Annotated in this window: 13 protein-coding genes; 6 read left to right on the top strand and 7 right to left on the bottom strand. The window is 60.2% G+C overall.

Translation table 11 applies throughout. From position 1 onward, the window contains the following. Nucleotides 1-106: 106 nt before the first annotated feature. Genes AA0535_RS04525 through AA0535_RS04515 form a run of 3 tightly spaced genes read left to right on the top strand, consistent with a single transcriptional unit; the run spans nucleotide 107 to nucleotide 3228 of the window. Nucleotides 107-1372 (top strand): flavin-containing monooxygenase, encoded by a 1266-nt coding sequence (locus AA0535_RS04525; protein ID WP_264814691.1) that lies wholly within the window; start codon nucleotides 107-109, stop codon nucleotides 1370-1372. Then, nucleotides 1365-2510 carry an acetylornithine deacetylase gene (gene argE, locus AA0535_RS04520; protein WP_264814690.1) on the top strand — a complete coding sequence of 382 codons (1146 nt, stop codon included), beginning with the start codon at nucleotides 1365-1367 and terminating at the stop codon, nucleotides 2508-2510. The genes AA0535_RS04525 and argE overlap by 8 nt, the downstream gene beginning before the upstream one ends. A gap of 40 nt (nucleotides 2511-2550) precedes the next feature. Then, a complete protein-coding gene (locus tag AA0535_RS04515) occupies nucleotides 2551-3228 on the top strand; it encodes a DUF1028 domain-containing protein (RefSeq protein WP_264814689.1) in 678 nt (225 codons plus the stop codon). Nucleotides 3229-3266: 38 nt separating this feature from the next. On the opposite strand, the gene AA0535_RS04510 is transcribed toward AA0535_RS04515, so the two are convergent. The 6 genes from AA0535_RS04510 to AA0535_RS04485 all read right to left on the bottom strand — a co-directional run bounded on the left by AA0535_RS04510 (nucleotide 3267) and on the right by AA0535_RS04485 (nucleotide 11608). After that, nucleotides 3267-4889 (bottom strand): GMC family oxidoreductase, encoded by a 1623-nt coding sequence (locus AA0535_RS04510; RefSeq protein ID WP_264814688.1) that lies wholly within the window; start codon nucleotides 4887-4889, stop codon nucleotides 3267-3269. Nucleotides 4890-4927: 38 nt separating this feature from the next. Further along, entirely contained in the window at nucleotides 4928-7315 is a 2388-nt protein-coding gene (locus AA0535_RS04505; protein WP_264814687.1) for a TonB-dependent receptor, read from the bottom strand. An 85-nt stretch (nucleotides 7316-7400) separates the two neighbouring features. Then, nucleotides 7401-7814, bottom strand: a complete 414-nt coding sequence (locus AA0535_RS04500; protein WP_264814686.1) for a RidA family protein — start codon at nucleotides 7812-7814, stop codon at nucleotides 7401-7403. Nucleotides 7815-8016: 202 nt separating this feature from the next. Continuing rightward, nucleotides 8017-9450: a purine-cytosine permease family protein gene (locus tag AA0535_RS04495; protein WP_264814685.1), complete on the bottom strand. Its 1434-nt coding sequence runs from the start codon at nucleotides 9448-9450 to the stop codon at nucleotides 8017-8019. Beyond that, entirely contained in the window at nucleotides 9447-10811 is a 1365-nt protein-coding gene (hisD, locus tag AA0535_RS04490) for a histidinol dehydrogenase (protein WP_264814684.1), read from the bottom strand. The genes AA0535_RS04495 and hisD overlap by 4 nt, the downstream gene beginning before the upstream one ends. Nucleotides 10812-10840: 29 nt before the next feature. Continuing rightward, nucleotides 10841-11608, bottom strand: a complete 768-nt coding sequence (locus tag AA0535_RS04485) for an SDR family NAD(P)-dependent oxidoreductase (RefSeq protein WP_264814683.1) — start codon at nucleotides 11606-11608, stop codon at nucleotides 10841-10843. Nucleotides 11609-12107: 499 nt separating this feature from the next. Between AA0535_RS04485 and AA0535_RS04480 the strand changes: the two genes are divergently transcribed. From AA0535_RS04480 to AA0535_RS04470, 3 genes are all read left to right on the top strand, one after another. Continuing rightward, nucleotides 12108-13493, top strand: coding sequence for a purine-cytosine permease family protein (locus AA0535_RS04480; RefSeq protein WP_264814682.1), 1386 nt, complete (start codon nucleotides 12108-12110; stop codon nucleotides 13491-13493). Beyond that, nucleotides 13493-15097: an amidohydrolase gene (locus AA0535_RS04475; RefSeq protein WP_264814681.1), complete on the top strand. Its 1605-nt coding sequence runs from the start codon at nucleotides 13493-13495 to the stop codon at nucleotides 15095-15097. Before AA0535_RS04480 ends, AA0535_RS04475 begins: the two co-directional genes overlap by 1 nt. Nucleotides 15098-15307: 210 nt before the next feature. Next, nucleotides 15308-16792 (top strand): aldehyde dehydrogenase, encoded by a 1485-nt coding sequence (locus AA0535_RS04470; RefSeq protein WP_264814680.1) that lies wholly within the window; start codon nucleotides 15308-15310, stop codon nucleotides 16790-16792. Nucleotides 16793-16916: 124 nt separating this feature from the next. Here AA0535_RS04470 and AA0535_RS04465 read toward each other — a convergent pair whose 3' ends face one another. Further along, entirely contained in the window at nucleotides 16917-18341 is a 1425-nt protein-coding gene (locus tag AA0535_RS04465; RefSeq protein ID WP_264814679.1) for an aminotransferase class III-fold pyridoxal phosphate-dependent enzyme, read from the bottom strand. Nucleotides 18342-18385 lie beyond the last annotated feature (44 nt).

Here is an 18385-nt window from a genome sequence, read left to right as displayed (position 1 = left end):
AGGCTAATCAATTCGATTGTTTCGGCTGTCAGATCATTTCAATACAAGAACGGAAAGATCTTCTGGAAAATGGAAGAACAGATCTTTTCAACGGGAAATCTCTGACATGACAGTTGAAATCGTCGATACTCTCGTCATTGGCGGTGGTCAGGCCGGCGTGGCGATGAGCGAGCATCTTCGCGTGCGCAATGTGCCGCATCTCGTTGTCGAGCGGGGGCGCATTGCCGAAAGATGGCGAAGCGAGCGCTGGGATTCCCTCGTGGCCAACGGCCCGGCCTGGCATGATCGTTTTCCCAACAGGCGTTTTGACGGTATCGCGCCTGACGGCTTCGTGCCCAAGGAAGAGATCGCCGCCTATTTCGAAGCCTATGCGCGCCAGATCGATATGCCCGTTCGCTGTGGGGTTGAGGTGCGCAAATTATCCCGCGCATCATCGGGGCACGGGTTCGAGGCTCAGACGGCTGCGGGGACCATTCAGGCGCGCAACGTGGTTGTGGCAACCGGCCCTTTCCAGAAGCCTCTTGTTCCTACCCTCATCCCGCAGAGCCCGAATCTGTTTCAGACCCATTCACAGGGGTATAAAAATCCAGCCCAGTTGCCTCAAGGCGGTGTGCTGGTGATTGGCGCAGGGGCATCCGGCGTACAGATTGCCGAGGAACTGAAGCGTGCAGGGCGTGCGGTGTGGCTCTCTGTCGGGCCGCATGACCGGCCAGCACGGCGCTATCGTGGCAAGGATTTTGTCTGGTGGCTGGGCGTTCTCGGTATGTGGGACATGAAAACCCCAGGGCCGGGGACGGAACATGTGACGATTGCCGTCAGTGGCGCGCAAGGTGGTCATACGGTCGATTTCCGTAATCTCGCCGCAAGCGGTATCACACTGGTGGGGCGCACACTCTCCTGTCATGAGGGCGTCCTCTCCTTCGCCACGGATCTGCAGAAAAACATAGAGGCAGGCGATGCGAATTACCTTGCCATGCTCGATGCCGCCGATGCCTATGTCACTGCCCAGGGTCTCGATCTGCCCGAAGAGCCACAGGCACATCGGATTGGCGATCTGCCGGAGTGCGTAACGACGCCCCTGACCGAACTCGATCTGGCAGAGTCCGGGGTAACCAGCATCATCTGGGCGACCGGCTATGGCTATGACTATAGCTGGCTCGATCTGGACGTTCTGGATGCGCGCGGTGCGCCGCGCCATGAGGGGGGCGTCTCGGTTGAACCGGGGCTCTATTTCCTTGGACTATCCTGGCTTACCCGCCGTGCCTCGCCTTTCATCTGGGGGGTCTGGCATGACGCGGCCCGCCTGGCCGCGCATATCGCCCCCGACCATTCCGCACAGGGCAAGGCGCAGGACGATGTGATGCATGTCTGACCTCGTTGAACTCCTCTCGACCCTCGTCGGGTTTCCCAGTCTGTGCGGCACCCCGAACGGGGCGATCATCGACTGGATAGAGGCGCGGCTCCTCGCTGCGGGTGCGCGCGTACAGCGTATTCCGGGCGAAGTGCCGGATCGGTTCAGTTTGTTTGCGATCATCGGCCCTGAGGCGCCGGGGGGGATCATACTCTCGGCCCATGCCGATGTCGTGCCCGTGGCGGGTCAGGACTGGTCGAGCGACCCGTTCATTTTGACGCGCCGGGGTGACCGGCTCTATGGCCGGGGAAGCAGCGACATGAAGGGTTTTCTGGCCTGTATGCTCGATGCCGTGCAACGCGTGGTCACGCATCCCATACCGCTTTCCAGACCTTTATACCTCGCGATTTCCCATGATGAGGAGCTGGGCTGTCTGGGTGTACGCTCCCTGCTGCAAGCTCTGAGCGAGGGGCCGGACCGTGCCATACAGGGATGTATTGTGGGGGAGCCGACGCAAATGCAGGTTGCGCTCGCTCACAAGGGCAAGACAGCGTTCACGATCGCCTGTCATGGCGTGGCCGCCCATTCTGCCAATCCGGGACAGGGGCTGAATGCCATCACATTGGCAGGCTCCATGATTCGGGCGGTTTCCGAGCTTCAGGAAAAGATAAAGACAAGCGAGCGCCCGGACGGCCGCTTTGCCATGCCATTCTCAACGGTACAGATCGGTCTGGTAACGGGCGGAACAGCGCTCAATATTGTGCCCGATCATTGTGTTCTCTCTGCCGAGATGCGTCTGCTGCCGGGCTATGAACCCGGCCCCTATCTGGACTGGCTGCGGGATGCGGGTGCGCGGGCCGTGGCAGATCTGGGCGGTGGCAGGGTCGAGATTGAGGTCACGAACGCCTATCCGGGTCTGGATATGGAGCCGGGCGGTGTACTCTGCGCCACCGTCCTGCGTGAGGCCGGACGCAATCATACCACCACGATCGATTTCGGGACCGAGGCAGGGTTGTTTCGAGAAATCCTGTCTCTGGATTGCGTGGTGTGCGGCCCAGGCTCGATCGATCGCGCGCATAAGGCTGATGAGTACATCACAGAGGCCGAGCTCGAAGAGGGGGCGCGTTTTGTCGATGCGATCGTCGCGCGCCTCAGATAACAGCGATGCCGGAATTCCCCGGCAGGCAGGAGGGTGACCCATGACGTTTTCCATCATCGCGCGCTGCGCCAGAACCGGGCAATTCGGCATGGCGGTAGCCTCGTCATCACCCGCCGTCGCCAGCCGCTGTGCTTTTGCCCGCGCCGGTGTCGGGGTTGTGGCAACGCAGAACGTGACCGATCCTAGGCTGGGTCCCAAAGCGCTTGCTCTACTCGAATCAGGGGCTTCTGCGCGCGAATGTCGTGACATCATGATGCGTACCGCAGCTTTCAGCGCCTTCCGGCAAGTGATGATTCTCGATGCGTCGGGGCGTTCGGCCTATTGGGCGGGAGAGCGCATTCTGGGGCGTTACGGTCAGGCCTCGGCAGAGGATGTTGCAGCGGCCGGAAACATGCTGGCAGATGAGCAGATTCCTCAGGCCATGGTCACGTCATTCAGCGCGTCTTCCCCTGAGTTCGAACTCGGAGAGCGTTTGCTGCTCGCGATGGAGGCCGGGCTCGCCGCTGGAGGTGAAGAGGGGCCTGTTCACTCCGCAGGTTTACTCATCGTCGAGGCGCAGAGCTGGCCTTTGACCGATCTGCGGGTGGACTGGAGCGAGACGCCTCTTGCTGCCCTGCGCGGGCTGTGGTTGCTCTGGCAACCACAGATGCGTGATTACGTCACGCGGGGGCTGGACCCTACGACAGCCCCTTCTTACGGCGTGCCCGGCGATTCCTGAGCTGCTCCACTGAAACGCCGGAACACAGGGCTGGCGTTTCAGTCGCCTTGCGCAAGTATCATCCTCGCGGCCATTTCGCCGATCATCATGCTGGGCGCGCTGGTATTGCCGCTGACCAGGGTCGGCATGATCGACGCATCGGCGATACGCAGCCCGTCTATCCCGCGCAGTTTCAGATCCGGCCTCACGACCGATTGCTCATCGACCCCCATGCGGCAGGTTCCTGCCGGATGAAAGACCGTTGCTGCGCTCGCCCTCAGATAGGCCATGATCTCGGCTTTCGTTGTAACCGATGCACCCGGGGCGATTTCGACACCTCGTGTATTGGCGAAAGGCGACTGGGAGAGAATGTGGCGGGCTATCCTGATCCCTTCGCAGAGCGTCTCGAGATCATGAGGATCCGATGCGAAATTGAAATCGATCTGAGGGTTCAGCGTGCCGTCGGTCGCCAGCCGGACTGTCCCACGGCTTCTGGGACGTAGCACGCAGGTATGGATTGCAAATCCATGCCCCCATTCGAAGAGCCTGCCACGGGGGCTGCGATATCCTGGCACGAAATGAAACTGGATGTCCGGCACCGAGCCCTCGGCCAGTTTTGTCCGGGCAAAGCCCCCGGCCTCTACATAATTCGTGGTCAGCCAGCCCTTGCGCCCCAGCGCGAACTGCCAGGGTGCGCTCAGTACTCTGGGCAAAGTACGCGCTGAGAAACCCAATGTACGCGGGTCGGTGGAACGCAGGGTCACCAGACCATCCAGATGGTCCTGCAGGTTCTGACCGACGCCCGGCAAGACATGAATGGGAGAAATGCCGGCGGCGATCAGATTGGCGCCTGATCCGATGCCCGATGCCATCAGGATCTGGGGAGATCCGATGGCGCCGGCACAGAGAATGACCTCGCGACGGGCATGGAGTGTCTTCACTATGCCCTCATGTTCGATCGAAATTCCGCATACGCGGCGGTTCTCGATCAGGAGGCGACGTGTCCTGGCCCCGGACAGAATGCATAATCCCGGACGCTTTCGTACCGGATGGATGAAGGCACGATAGGCGCTCAGGCGCAGGCCGTCGCGCTGCGTGACGTCATAAATGCCTACGCCCTCGAGTTGAGCCCCGTTGAAGTCAGGATTACGCGTCAGCCCAGCCGCAACGCCCGCTGCAACGAAATCATGCGAGAGGGGATTGACGTCGCGGGGCGCGACGACATCCAGCGCCCCGTCACGACCGTGGAATTCTGCTCCCGGCGCATCGGCCATTCGATGGCTGCGTTCGAGCGACATGAATGCATCGAGCACCCGGGGCCATTCCCACCCTGTACAGCCGAGAGATGCCCAATGGTCGTAATCAGAGCGATCGCCGCGAATATAGATCATGCTGTTGAGCGTGGTAGAGCCGCCCAAAGCCTTGCCGCGCGGTACGTGAATGCGGCGATCCATAAGGTGATGCTGCGGGGTAGAGTAGAATTGGTAGGCGAACTTTCGGCTGCGATAGAGCGTGAGGGTGCCGGCCGGGATGCTGATGCGCGGCGTGCGGTCGCTCCCGCCGGCCTCAATCAGTCCGACCCGAAAGCGCCCGTCGGCGCTGAGTCGATTAGCCAGAACGCACCCCGCTGAGCCAGCGCCAATGACGAGGTAATCGAAGGTCTGGGCGAGATCATCGGACATGGCATCCTCCTTCTTGCGTGTGGCGGGGGCCGTGCGGTTCAGAACCCGGTTGAGAAGGTGGCGAGACAGGCGAAGGACGGCGCGACGTAATAGGTCGAGGTGCCCGCGACCATTCCTGTGCTATAGACGCCCGAGAGGTAATGATTATCGCCCAGATTGACGATATTCAGGCGCAGGCTCGGCTTTTTGAGAAAGCCGATATCATGGGCGCGTGCGCCCAGCATCATGTCGACCTGCTTGTGTCCAGGAATGCGTTCATCATTCATGAATGTCCCGTATTCCTTGTCGAGATACTTCATTGAGACGCTCCCGAAGAACGTGCCATCGTCATATTGCACGCCGATCGCGCCCATCCAGCGCGGTGCGGACGGAGCGACCTTGCCACGGGTGGCATAGGTCGTCGTACCCATGGTGATATTATTGTCGGTGGTAGCGTAGAGATATTCGCCCGACAGATAGGGCGAGAGATGATGCCAGGGGGCCAGGCCGATTTCCGCATCGACGCCACGTGTGGTCAGCCCGCCTGCATCAAGGAAGTAGGGTACGGCATCCACATACTGATTGATGGCATGGTGAGTCATGTTGTTGTTGAACAGCGTGACAGAACCGGTCACCCAGCGATCATGGTACCGCGCACCAAGTTCCTCGGCGATGCTGTATTCATCGCGTAGATTGGTGCTGGCGGTCTGATAAAGGCTCGGATCGTAAGGGCTGTTGTACTGGTTGTAGAAGGCCGAGCCGATCGGGATTCGAAAGCTTGTCGTCGCGTTCGCGAAAACCTGCACGTGATCGTTGATCTTGTAGCTGATCGACATACGCGGCAGAGGCTGGGCGGTATTGTAGCTGGTGGCGTATTGGGGGCCTGGCTGTTGCAGCGTCCCGTTACGCGCGGCCATGACTTCCTTGAATGCCAGATTGATCAGCAGCCGGTCATTCAGCAGCCGCAATTCATCGCCGACATAGAGGCTGACCATCTGTGTGATCGTGTGATAGCGCCAGCCACTCAACTGTGTGCCGTCATCAAGATGCAGATAGGATTTTGAGATATTGCCGGCCGAATCGATGGCCGAAAAGGGCTCGTTCACGTTCATGTCGGTGTAGCCATACCAGGCACCGAAGACGAGATGGTTGTGCCGCGTGTCGTAATGGAGCGCGGCATTGAGCCCGGTCAGGCTCTCATGCTCGTCGAAATTCCAGCGCGCCGCCATCGAGCCATCCTGGGCATAAGGCGAGCCAGCGATCGCGCCATCGACAGGCTGCGTGCCGTTATAGAATGTGCCGCTCGTAGGGAGGGTATACACCCCGAGAGGATAATTGCCGAAGCCGCGATAGAAATAGGGCGTGACGTTGAGGGAAAGACGATCGGTCAGGGCAAAATGCGACTGACTGCTCAGGAAGTAGTTGGTCCAGTTGGTTCCATATCCCTTGTAATAATTGGCATCCCCGAACTTGTAGATACCATCCAGGTTGATGCCGCCCCCGAGCCCTTTCGCCTGCCAGTCGGACAGGGTTGGCGTGCTGTACCAGGCCGTATTCTCATTGTTATAGGTGAAGGAGAGTGCCGTGTTGCTGTTTGGCGCCCAGTCCTTGATGGCCTTGAAATCGACGTGCCGACGATTATTGCGGCCGGGGCCGCGCCAGGCCTGACTCGTCAGGTTCGAGAACGATGCAAAGGCACGCAGCCCGGTATGGGCAATCTCGCCACTATCGTACCGTATATACTGGCGGTTCATCTGGTGCGAGCCATAGCTCACATCGACCTGGCCCGATCGTGTGTATTGCGGGTCGCGCATGCGCACATTCATGGTTCCACCGGCGGAGTATACAGTGGGCATTTCGATATCGGGAGCGCCCTGCTGAAGCTGAACCGCTTCCATGTTCTCGGTATCCACCCATTCGGAGGAATTGGGCGTGTAGTTATCGGGGTCGTTCATGGGAACCCCCTCAAACAGAAAGCCGATTTCCTGCTGGTTCAGACCGCGCACGCTCACAGCGGACTGGTCGGTCACGCCAAAGGGGTCACCCATGGCGACATTGGCGCCGGGCGACAGATTGACCAGAGCCAGAGTATTTGAGGCAGGGGACTGCTTGGCGATATATTCGTGCTCGACAGTGCTGATGGAGCGTGCCGCTGTTTCCGGGCGGATCAGCCCCCCGCCCGGGCGATGACGATTAGCCGAAATGCTGATGGTCTCGCCTGGACCGCTTGCCGTGCGGGAAGAGGCTTTCTTAGCCTGCTGCGATGTCGAGGGCTGACCCGGCGTCGTGGCTGTTGGCGCCCCAACAGAAGAGGGCGTGCGGTGATTGCGGGTCACGTGGGGGTTGGAATGCTTGCCAGAGGTGACCGCTGCAGCCTGCGCATATCCCCCGAGCAGGAGGAAGGTTGATGACAGGAGCAGGCAAGAGCGCGTGGGTTTCGTCTGCATGGCGGTATCTCTGAGCGGGTGGTTCCCCCGGCCTGTGAGGCGAGGGGCGAGGGGGAGTGGGAAGGCTGAGGGGGTGTTCCGCCCCTCAGTCTGGCAGTACCGCGATCACATCGACCTCGATCAGCCATTCCGGTCGCGCAAGGGCAACCACCACCAGCCCCGTGAATACTGGGAACACGCCTTTGAGATGCTTTCCCAGGACGCGGTAACACGTCTCGCGGTGGCGAATATCAGTGAGATAGACCGTGACCTTGCAGATATGCGAAAGGGCTGATCCGGCCTCTTCGAGAAGGAGTGTGATGTTCTCCATGACCTTTTCGGCCTGCCCGGCCGGATCGCCGATCGCGATATTTTCCCGGGTGTCGAGATCCTGTGGCACCTGGCCGCGCAGGTATACAGTCTTCCCTGCCACGACTGCCTGACAGAGGTCGTTGTCGAGATTCTGTTCCGGATAGGTATCTTTCGTATTGAAGGGCCGTATGCGGGTATGGACAGGCATGGATATCTCTCCCCTGACTTGCGATCTGCAATGTTATTCGGTGCGATAAAGTAATGATTGCAAGGCGACGCAACGAATGAAAGAACGGAAGTATGGGGAAGAGCTTCGGAAAAACCTAAGAAGAGGTTGGCATGGGCGTCGTGCCTGATTGGCTGCTGCTCTGATGCAGTATCAGAACGTCATATACGGCAGGAGAGTCTTTTCATCGCTTGCATGGCCGCGTCCGAGACCATGCCCAGTAGAAAGCGCCCGGTACAAAAATGCCCAGTATCCAAGAAAGATCGATCCCGTCCAGCATATGAGCGATGCGACCAGTATAGAGCCCGTTGGACAGGAATGGGATCTGGACGAGCACGCCCAGCGCATAGCACGAAAGCGCCGGTCGGTTGGCTGTGCCGTAGATACCGCCATCGCGACGAAAGAGCGATTCCATATCGTAATGTCCGTGACGGATCAGATAATAATCGACCAGATTGATCGCGGTCCACGGCGAGAGTACGGCCAAGAGGAGCGCGATGACATTGTCGAGAATGGTCAGCACATCACCACTCAGCATCTCGGTAATCAGCGCGCAGATCAGAAGCAGGATCAGTGCGGCCATGCCGCGCGCACGACCGGTTGGGTGCCAGTTCTGGCGAAATGTCTGCAGGAAGGTGAGTGAGGACAGGGCTGCGCAATAGATCTGCATCGTGCAGCTTACGAGTGTGGAGATCATGACAACCAGAAACAGCACTGCGGGCAGGATTGTGCCCCAGGGGCGTACCGCATCGTACATGGATCCGTTGAACCCGGTGCTGCCGATGAACGCTCCGATGACCATCGGGTAGGCCGTTCCCAGAACGCTGCCTGCAAGACACACGACGAAGGCCGTTCTCTCGCCTGTGCTGGATGGAAGATAGCGTGTGTAATCGGAAACATAAGGGGCATAGGCGATCTGCCACAGCACACCAAGTGAGAGCGCCTTGAGGAAATCATGCAGAGCCGGCGTCGCCCAGATGGCCTGGGCCAGATGCCCCTGCGCCAGATCCAGATAGGCCAGTCCGACCAGAAGAAAGGCCAGCGAGGCCACAGGGATGAAACCTGCTATGAATCGCTCGATCAGATCATGACCGATCATGCAGAGAAGGGCCGTGACGAGCACGGTGCCCCAGATGGGAAGCTGCCCGAACCCGCTGCCAAACAGGCTGCGCGCCTCTTCCCGCCCGATGGCGAAGAACGTGGTGGTGAAGCCGACATACATGATGATGATCACCGCAATGATCAGCAGGCTCCCGGTCGATCCAAACTGCCCGCGGGTCTGCTGCATTTGCGGAATGCCGAGATGAGGCCCCTGGGCGGCGTGAAGCGCCATGAACACGCCTCCGACAATATTTCCCGTCAGAATGGCGAGGAGAGACCAGCCGAGGGAAAGATGGCAGATGCCGGGATAGAGCAGCCCTGTCATGACCGCCATGACATTCTGGTTGGCCCCTACCCAGACTTTGAAAAGCGACCAGGCATTGCCGTGGCGACGTGCCTCGGGAACGGGAAAGATCGTCTCGTTCTCGATGGAAAGGGGAAGGGTGTCGTCCATCGGTCGGGTCTCGTTCTTTCCGGCAGGGGGAAGGTTCAGGGGGGTGGGCAGGGCGTGGCTCATGACGTCGGCATATTGGCGCCAGGAAGAGGCATGTGATCCGATCCGGGTGTCGGCTGTGGGCGCGCCGTGGAGACGGCACGGGCATGACCCGGAAATTGCTCATACTGTGCCAGTCTTTCCGCATGGCGTGCCGCCTCAGGGTAGGCGTTCTGCGCGACACGCGCGAAGGACATGCGCTTGGTGAAATCATGCACGGAGAGCGGGGAGTGGGTTCTGGCCGCCCGGTTGGTGGGAAGCACCGCATTGGGGCCCAGCACGTAATTGCCGAGCGTGACGGGCGTTGAGCTGCCCAGCAGAACCTCGCCAGCATGCCGGATGCGCCCCAGATCGGCCATCGGATCGGCAGTGAGAATTTCCAGATGCTCGGGCGCATAGGCGTTGGTGAAAGCGATGGCGGCCTCCATCGTGTCGGTGAGGAGTACGCCACCATGCGCCCCGCAGAGCACCGCGCGCGAAAAAGCGGCCCTTCCCGGTTCCATGGCGGCCCAATGCAAGGGAAGGGCCTCCATGACGCCTTCAGCCACGCGCCGACTGCTGGTGACGAGCCATGCGGAAGAATCCGGACCGTGTTCGGACTCGATGATCAGGTCCAGAGCGGCAAGAACAGGGTCGACGCTGTCATCGGTCAGGATGATGCTCTCGCTCGGCCCTGCAGGAACGCCGGGGTCAAGTCGGTCGCTCAAAAGGCGTTTTGCCGCGACCACATAGGGGCTGCCCGGTCCTACGATCTTGTCGCAGGCCGGAATGGTCTGCGTGCCATAGGCGATAGCCGCGACGGCCTGGGCTCCACCGCTCTTGTAGATGTCGGTCACGCCAATCAGTCTGGCCGCGGCGAGTGTGCCGGCATCCACGCTGCCATCGGGGGCAGGAGGGGTGATGATCACCAGGCGCTGTACGCCCGCGACCATGCCGGGGATGGCGGTCATGGCCACCACGCTTGGAAAACATCCCTTGCCGCGGGGCACATAACAGGCGACCGACTCGATGGGGATTGTGCGATCACCCGCCCAGATTCCTGGTCGCACCTCGATCATCCAACTCTCTTCGGGTTTCTGTGCTTCGTGAAAGCGCCGTATGTTGGCGATGGCATAGCGCATGGAGTCCAGAATCTCCGGGTCCATCGCCTCCATGGCCGCGTCGATCTCGGCTTCAGTGACCTTGAGAGCGAGGTCGGGCTGCGTCACCTTGTCGAATTGCCGGGCAAAATGACGCAGGGCGTCATCACCCTCCTGGCGGACGCGTTCGATGATGGGCGCCACCCGTTCGAGATAGGGGGTGAGGTCGCTCTCCGTGCGGCGCAGTAGCTCTGCGGGAATGGGGGCTGCCCCTGAAAAATCATGGAAGCTGATTCTGTCGGTCATGAAGCGCTTTTCCGGATAAAAAGAGGGAATTAGAGGGAGGCCAGCGCACCGCCATCGACATAGAGGGTCTGACCGGTCACATAGGCAGAGGCATCAGAGCACAGGAACTGGAGAGGTCCGGCGAGATCCTCGCCAATACCGAAGCGACCAAGCGGAATGCGCGCGCGCATCTTCTCCTGCCATGCGCCATCTTCAAAAAACGCTGCCGTCATGGCTGTGTGAAAGTAGCCCGGCGCCAGGGCATTGACCCGTATTCCCCTGGGCGCCCATTCAACGGCAAGGCTGCGCGTCATGCCCAGAATGCCGGATTTTGAAGCGCTGTAGGGCACGGCCTTCGCGATGCCTGTCGCGGCGGCAAGTGAGGCGAGATTGACGATGCTCGCCCCCGATCCCATCAGACGTGAAGCGCGCTGGGCGACGAAGAAGGCTCCCCTCAGATTGGTATCCAGCAACTGATCCCAGAGCGCTTCATCCACGGCATCGCTGGCACAAAGTCTCTCGTCTCCGGCATTATTGATCAAGATATCAAGAGGGCGACCGGAAGCTGCAATCGCGGAGAATGCGGCTTCAATCGAGCAAAGGGCCCGGACATCCATCACCAGGGGGGTCATCACGTTGCCCTGCGCCGCTGCCATCGCACAGCATTCCTCGAGCGCTGCGGCATGACGCCCCGTGACCCAAACCTGGGCGCCGGCGGCGGCCAGGTGAAGCGCCATGGCCCGGCCAAGCCCCCGTCCGCCACCCGTGACAAGGGCTGATCTGCCCTGTAGCGAAAATAAGGCAGGTGCTTGGGTCATGTGAGGGCACTCCCGGGTACTTGCGTTGGGGTCACTTTTCTCGCCACTAAGGGCGATTGAGATTTCAAGGGCGCTGTCCGGCGGTCAGTCCGCAAGGTGGATTCCCCTCGTATAGTCACGTCGGCATAGAGGATCAGGAAGGAACCGGCATTGGTACGATGCAGGTATCGTTTCCGCCATACAGACGTGCCGCCAGCATGTGGTTGGCCTCCGGCTCGGGAGAAAGATAGAAGCGATTGGACTGATGCAGTTATAAATATACTGTCATCGAAATGAAAATAGAGACGGCCAAGTCAGGCGCATAGGTTTTTCCGGATCAAGGCTTCAGGAAATATGCAGCAGAAGGCGGGCGTGCCCTCTTCTAGTCGCGATCCTGTATTGATATGATTCCATAATGATCCGAAACGGCAACGTGGGAGCGCGGGATTTCTGCGGTTTGACGTGGTTTGTCGGTGTTTCACCAGAATGACCATGTGCAAAATTGGCAGGGAGCGACAGGATGGAGCGTATCGGCACAGTGGAAGCAGAGACGATTTATCCGATTCCCGCCGCCAGTCGTCACGGCCGGCCCAGAGACCTGTTCACGGTCTGGTTCGGTCCCAATCTGATGATGCTGACCGTGGTGACGGGGGCACTGGCGACAACCCTGTTCGGGCTCTCGCTGCTCGAGGGGCTGCTGGCGCTTCTGATCGGTAACCTGGTGGGGGGTGTCTTCATGGCGCTTCATGCGGCGCAGGGGCCAAGGCTCGGCGTGCCGCAGATGATCCAGACGCGGGGGCAATTCGGGCTCTATGGTGCGGTGCCGATCACGGCCATCATCGTGCTGATGTATGTCGGATTTGCCGCATCCAATCTCGTGCTCGGCGCAGAAGGACTACAAGCCTGTTTCCCGACGCTTGGACGCTTTCCAGCAATTGTCATCATCCAGATCGTATCGATCGCGCCTGCGATCCTGGGCTATCGCGTCATCCATGTTGCGGCACGCATTCTCACCGTGGTCTGCGGAGCCGCGGTGCTGGTCTGTCTGGGTTATGTCGCGCTCTATCATGGGGAGATGCACGGCGCGACGGCTTTCACGAATGGCTGGACCGGTTTCCTGCGCACGTTGTCCCTCGCGGCCCTCTGGCAGATCGCCTATGCGCCTTATGTTTCGGACTCCTCGCGCTATCTCCCCGCAGGGCCAGCTAGCGAGCGCCACGCTTTCCTTGCCTGTTTCTCAGGCTCTATCTCGGGCTCGATGCTGGCTATGGCTTTAGGCGCAGTCGTCGGCAGTCTGGCCGGAGGGCAGCATGTGGTGCAGTCGCTCATGGGTGTCCTGGGTCAGGCCGCCATACCTGTGCTGCTTGCTTTCTCGCTGGGGATTGCGGTGGCCAATGCCATGAACGTGTATTGTGGCGCGCTCTCGACCCTGACGGTAGCGCAGACTTTCAGCACGCATCGCCATCATGGTCAGGGTATGCGGCTGGCCGTGACAATCGTGCTTCTGGTTTTCGCCTTCAGTATGGCCACGCTCATGGCGGATGGTTTCATGGCCGCTTACAGCGAGTTCCTCGAATTGCTGATGTGCGTCATGATCCCATGGACGGCCATCAATCTCACCGACTACTACCTGCTGCATCACGGCGAATACGATGTCGCTTCATTTTTCAAACGCGATGGCGGGATCTACGGCTTTTGGAACCTGCCCGCCCTGATCTGCTACATGCTGGGACTTGTCATCCAGTTCCCGTTCCTTTCCACCGCACTCTATACGGGCAGCATGGCGCGGCTCCTGGGTGGCGTCGACATCTCCTGGGTGGTCAGCCTGCTCGTCACACCGCCGCTTTACGTCCTGAGTGAGCGGCATTTCCGGTCCAAGGTACTGCCGGGCGGAGAAAACGCATAATGCTGCTTCATAACGCACAATTCATCATGCCGGATCAGACGCGTCTGAGCGGGGCCATGCTCATACGCGATGGCCGTATCGCTGCGATGGGGCCTGATGCCGAAATGATCGCGCAATGTCCCGACGGGATCGAGCGCCGCGATCTGGAGGGGGCTGTTGTCCTGCCCGGATTCATCGATAGTCATCTGCATTTGCGCATGGGGGCGGAATATCTGTCGAATATCGGTCTTCGCGACTGCCGGAGTATGCGCGAGGTCCTGTCACGCGTTGCGCGCTTTGCGGACGAGCATCCCGAGCGCCCCTGGCTGATCGGCCTGGAATGGAGCTACGGTTATCCAGACCTGCCGCCCGAGGGCTTCGATCGGGCCCTGCTCGATGCCATTGTGCCCGATCGCCCGGTATTCCTGCGTTCGGGCATGGCGCATGCGGCCTGGGCCAATAGCAAGGCGCTCGAGTATGCCGGGATCGATGCCTCGACGCCCGATCCCGAAGGGGGCGAAATCATGCGACGCCCTGACGGCACGCCCTCGGGCTGGCTCAAGGAAGAGGCGAGCCGGCTCGTGGCCCGTCATGTGCCGCCCATGGATGAAGCGATGCTGCGCGACGGCATGACCCGCGTTCTGGCCGAGATTGCCGAATGCGGCATCACCCGTGTGGAAAGTGCGGCCTTTGATGAAGGGCTGTTCCCGATCCTGCACGACCTCGAACGCCAGGATGCGCTGACCTGTCGTATCGGCATTATGGTCGAGATGCTGCCACCCGCTTTTTGCGCCGAGCGTCTCGCGCAGGTCGCCTCGCTGCGCCGGACTTATGCCTCGCCCGCCTTGAGCCTGGACGGCGTGAAGTTCTTCCTGGATGGTGTGCTCGAATCCCATACGGCTTCCATGCCGCAGGGCTATCGCGATCGCCCTGATGAGCAGGGTACGCTGGTCTGGCCGGTGGCCGCCTATAAACAGGCCGTGCAGGCAGTTTCAGAGGCAGGATTCCAGATTTGGACGCACGCCATAGGCAGCGGCGCCATCACGCTTGCGCTGGACGCCTATGCCCAGACTCCGAATGAGACCCGCGCGCTCAGGCACCGTGTCGAACATGTCGAGATTCCACTCGAGACGGATATGGCGCGTTTTGCTTCCCTCGGTGTGGTGGCCTGTCTGCAGCCGGTCATGGTGGCGCCCTCGGATGAGTGGATGGGTATGGGCGGCGTATGGGAGCAGCGTGTTCGGCCCGAGGAGCATGACCGCGCTTTTCCCAACCGCTCGCTACTCGATCTGGGCGCTCTGGTTGCGTTCGGCACGGATTGGCCGATTGTCTCGCTCTCGCCTCTGCGCGGTGTGGCGAAAGCCGTGACACGGCGTAGCAGCGAGGATGGAACGGTGTTCGTGCCCGGTCAGGCCATCCGCCTTGATGAGGCGCTCAACGCCTACACGACAGCCGGCGCGCTTGCCTGTCATCGCGAGCAGGATGAGGGGGCGCTGCGTATCGGGAACTGGGCGGATCTCGTAGTGCTGGCGAGTGATCCCGCAATCTGCGCGCCCGACGCGATCCGGGACATTCCGGTCTTGATGACGATGATGGCGGGAAAGCCGGTTTTCGAGCGCGAATAGCGGGACAGCGCCGCAAAAGCCTGAGGGACGAAAGGTCATTCCAGCCGGGTTAGTTGGATTGATGTCAGGACGCGCTTCCCGAACCTCGGGCGTTTCAAGGACGTCGCGCGTCAGATGCGCGTTTCATGGTGCAGGGTCTGTCTGGTCTGCCATGAGGGACGACGCATCTGTCTATTTCGGAGCCTCCTGTAGAAAAAGGAAAAAGAAATCATGAGCCGGACAGTTGAACATTTCACGACGGCCGCAGCGGCGCTGTCTTTCAGGACAGGATGCTGGATCGACGGGCGTTTCCTGCCCGCCCATGACAATGCGCGATTCGAAACCATTAACCCGGCGACTGGCGAGGTGCTGGCTGATATCGCCCGGGGCAAGGCCGCTGATATCGATTTGGCCGTGGCCAGCGGACGCAAGGCGTTCAGAAGCAGGGTATGGTCGGGCATGACTCCCGCCGGGCGAAAGACAATCCTTTTGCGTCTTGCGCAACTGCTGCGCGATCATCTCGAAGAAATGGCGCTCCTCGATACGCTCGACGTGGGCAAACCCATTGCCGATACGCTCTCGATCGACGTGCCGGGTGCCGCAGATATCCTGCAATGGCATGCTGAAGCGCTCGACAAGATTTATGATGAGATCGCGCCCACAGGGGGGCGCGATCTGGCCATGATACGCAAGGTACCTCTCGGAGTGATAGGCGTGGTGGTGCCATGGAACTTCCCGCTCGATCTTGCCATCTGGAAAATTGCGCCTGCCCTCGCTGTAGGTAATTCGGTTGTCCTCAAACCCGCCGAGCAATCGCCACTTTCGGCCCTGCGTCTTGCCGAGCTTGCTGCCGAGGCGGGTTTGCCGGAAGGAGTACTGAATGTGGTACCTGGTCTGGGCCATGAAGCCGGGCAGGCGCTCGGACTGCACCAGGATGTCGATTGCCTTGCCTTCACCGGTTCGACCGAGACAGGGAAACGTTTTCTGCGTTATGCGGGAGAGAGCAACCTCAAGCCTGTCTGGCTCGAGACGGGGGGTAAAAGCCCTTCTCTCGTTTTCCCCGATGCCGATCTGGAGGCCGCAGCCGAAAAAGCTGCGTGGGGGATTTTTTTCAATCAGGGGCAGATATGCTCCGCCAATTCACGTCTCCTCGTTCATGAGAGCCTCGCTGAAGACATGATCGCCCGCCTTAAAAGCAAGGCAGAGGCGCTCGCGCCGGGAAATCCTCTTGATCCGGCGACACTGCTCGGCCCCATGGTTTCGAATGAGCATGCCGATCGTGTCGCCGGGTTCATTCAGTCGGGCAGAGAGCATGCGCACCTGGTTGCAGGAGGTAGTCAGATCAGCGTCGGGCGCTCACGAGCCTATGTCCAGCCCACAGTGTTTGCCAATGTACCCTCCGATTGCCTTCTGGCACGCGAGGAGATTTTTGGCCCAGTCCTGGCCATCCAGACATTCAAGGATGAAGACCATGCGGTCGCTCTGGCCAATGACACCGTTTACGGTCTTGCGGCGTCGCTCTGGACCCGTGATCTCGGTCGGGCACTCTCGCTTTCCGAGCGACTTGAAGCGGGGACGATCTCGGTGAATACGGTGGATGCGCTCTCGCCCATGACGCCTTTCGGTGGGCTGAAGCAATCGGGCTATGGGCGTGATTTGTCGCTGCACAGCTTCGATAAGTACACCGCGCTCAAGACGATCTGGGTCAAATACTGAAAATCCCTCCGAGGGGGCTATTCGTGAGGATAGCCTCCCCGATCCTTGAGATGCTGCCTGTCCCGGACGCGGCACGCGCGCGCGTCATGGCGGGCAGGGACCAGGGCCCCAGCCCCCCGCGTCATCAACGGTTAAGTGAGGGCAGGTCTCGCATCACTTCCAGAATGCTGTCACGTAGAATGCTTCCAATCCTGGCAATTTCCACCTCGGTCAGGACGAGTGGCGGGGAGAGGATCAGGATGTGGCCCAGAGGGCGTGCAATCAATCCTTTTTCCTGGGCCTTGCGGGCGACAAGCATGCCGATATTGAGTGCTTCGGGGAACAGCGCCTTGCTCGCCTTGTCCCGGACGAACTCGATCCCCATCATGAAATGGCTGCCGCGTACTTCGCCAACGATGTCGATATCTCCAAGGCTACGTAGAGTGTTTTCGAACAACTTGCCGGTTACCCGCACACGCTCGGGAATATGCTCGGCCTCCATCAGGGCAATATTGGCCAGACCAGCGGCGGCAGCTGCAGGATGGCCCGCATAGGTCATGCCATGGGTGAAGACACCATCCGGGCCTGAAATCACCTCATGGATCTCATCCGTCATCAGGGTTGCGGCGAGAGGCTGATATCCTGAGGTTATACCTTTGGCGACCGTGATCATGTCGGGCTGTGTGTCGAAGACAGCTTCCGACGCGAAGAAATGCCCCAGACGACCGAACGCCGTGACCACCTCATCGGCCACGAATTTGATGTCGTAGTGCGCGCACAGCTCCTGGACGCGCTTGTGATAGCCGGCGGGCGGTACGATGACCCCTCCGGCTCCCATGATTGGTTCGCCGATGAAACAGGCGATGTTCTCGGCTCCCAGATGTTCGATCTGCGTGCGCATGTCCTCAATCAGGGCATCGAGGAACTCGGCCTCGGTCATGTCCGCCCCTTCGCGCCAGTAATGCGGCTTTTTCAGGTGATGGACGATCCCCTCTGCTTTGGACCACCCCTTGGAATAGGGCGGGGTGGTCATGGCGATCGAGAGATAGGTCGAGCCGTGATAGGCCCCATGACGGCTCAGGACGAGCTTCTTGGTCCTGCGACCGAGACGTTCGTAATAATGATGCAGGATACGCACGGCGCCGTCATTGGCAACCGAGCCGGAATTGGAAAAATGGACGCGGTTCAGACTGCCCGGCGCCAGCGTTGCGAGTTTTTGCGCCAGCGCCGCGGCTGCGGGATGGGTGAAAGTGTAGAAGGTGGAATAGAAGTCGAGTGTCGAGAGCTGCTGGGCGATCGCGTCAATGATCTCGCGTCGTCCATGGCCGACATTGACGCACCACAATCCGCCAATGCCGTCGATCAGGTCGTTGCCGTCGCTGTCACGCACCATGGTTCCCTTGGCTGCCACGATGGCCGTCCGGGCTCCTGGTTTCTTGAGCCCGTTGAGATCGGCCCAGGACTGGACGAGATGGCCATCGGCGGCGAGAATGGCCTCGGTGGTCCTGGGTAAGTCGAGACCGGTTGGAGCCGTATCGGAGGCGTCGGTTCTGGACACTGTGACAGACATGGTTTCTCTCCCTGGACAAACAGGGCTGCGATAGGGCGCAGCGC

This window comes from Asaia krungthepensis NRIC 0535, assembly GCF_025995175.1.
GTDB classification, from domain to species: Bacteria; Pseudomonadota; Alphaproteobacteria; order Acetobacterales; family Acetobacteraceae; genus Asaia; species Asaia krungthepensis.
This window is presented reverse-complemented; position numbering and strand designations above follow the sequence as displayed.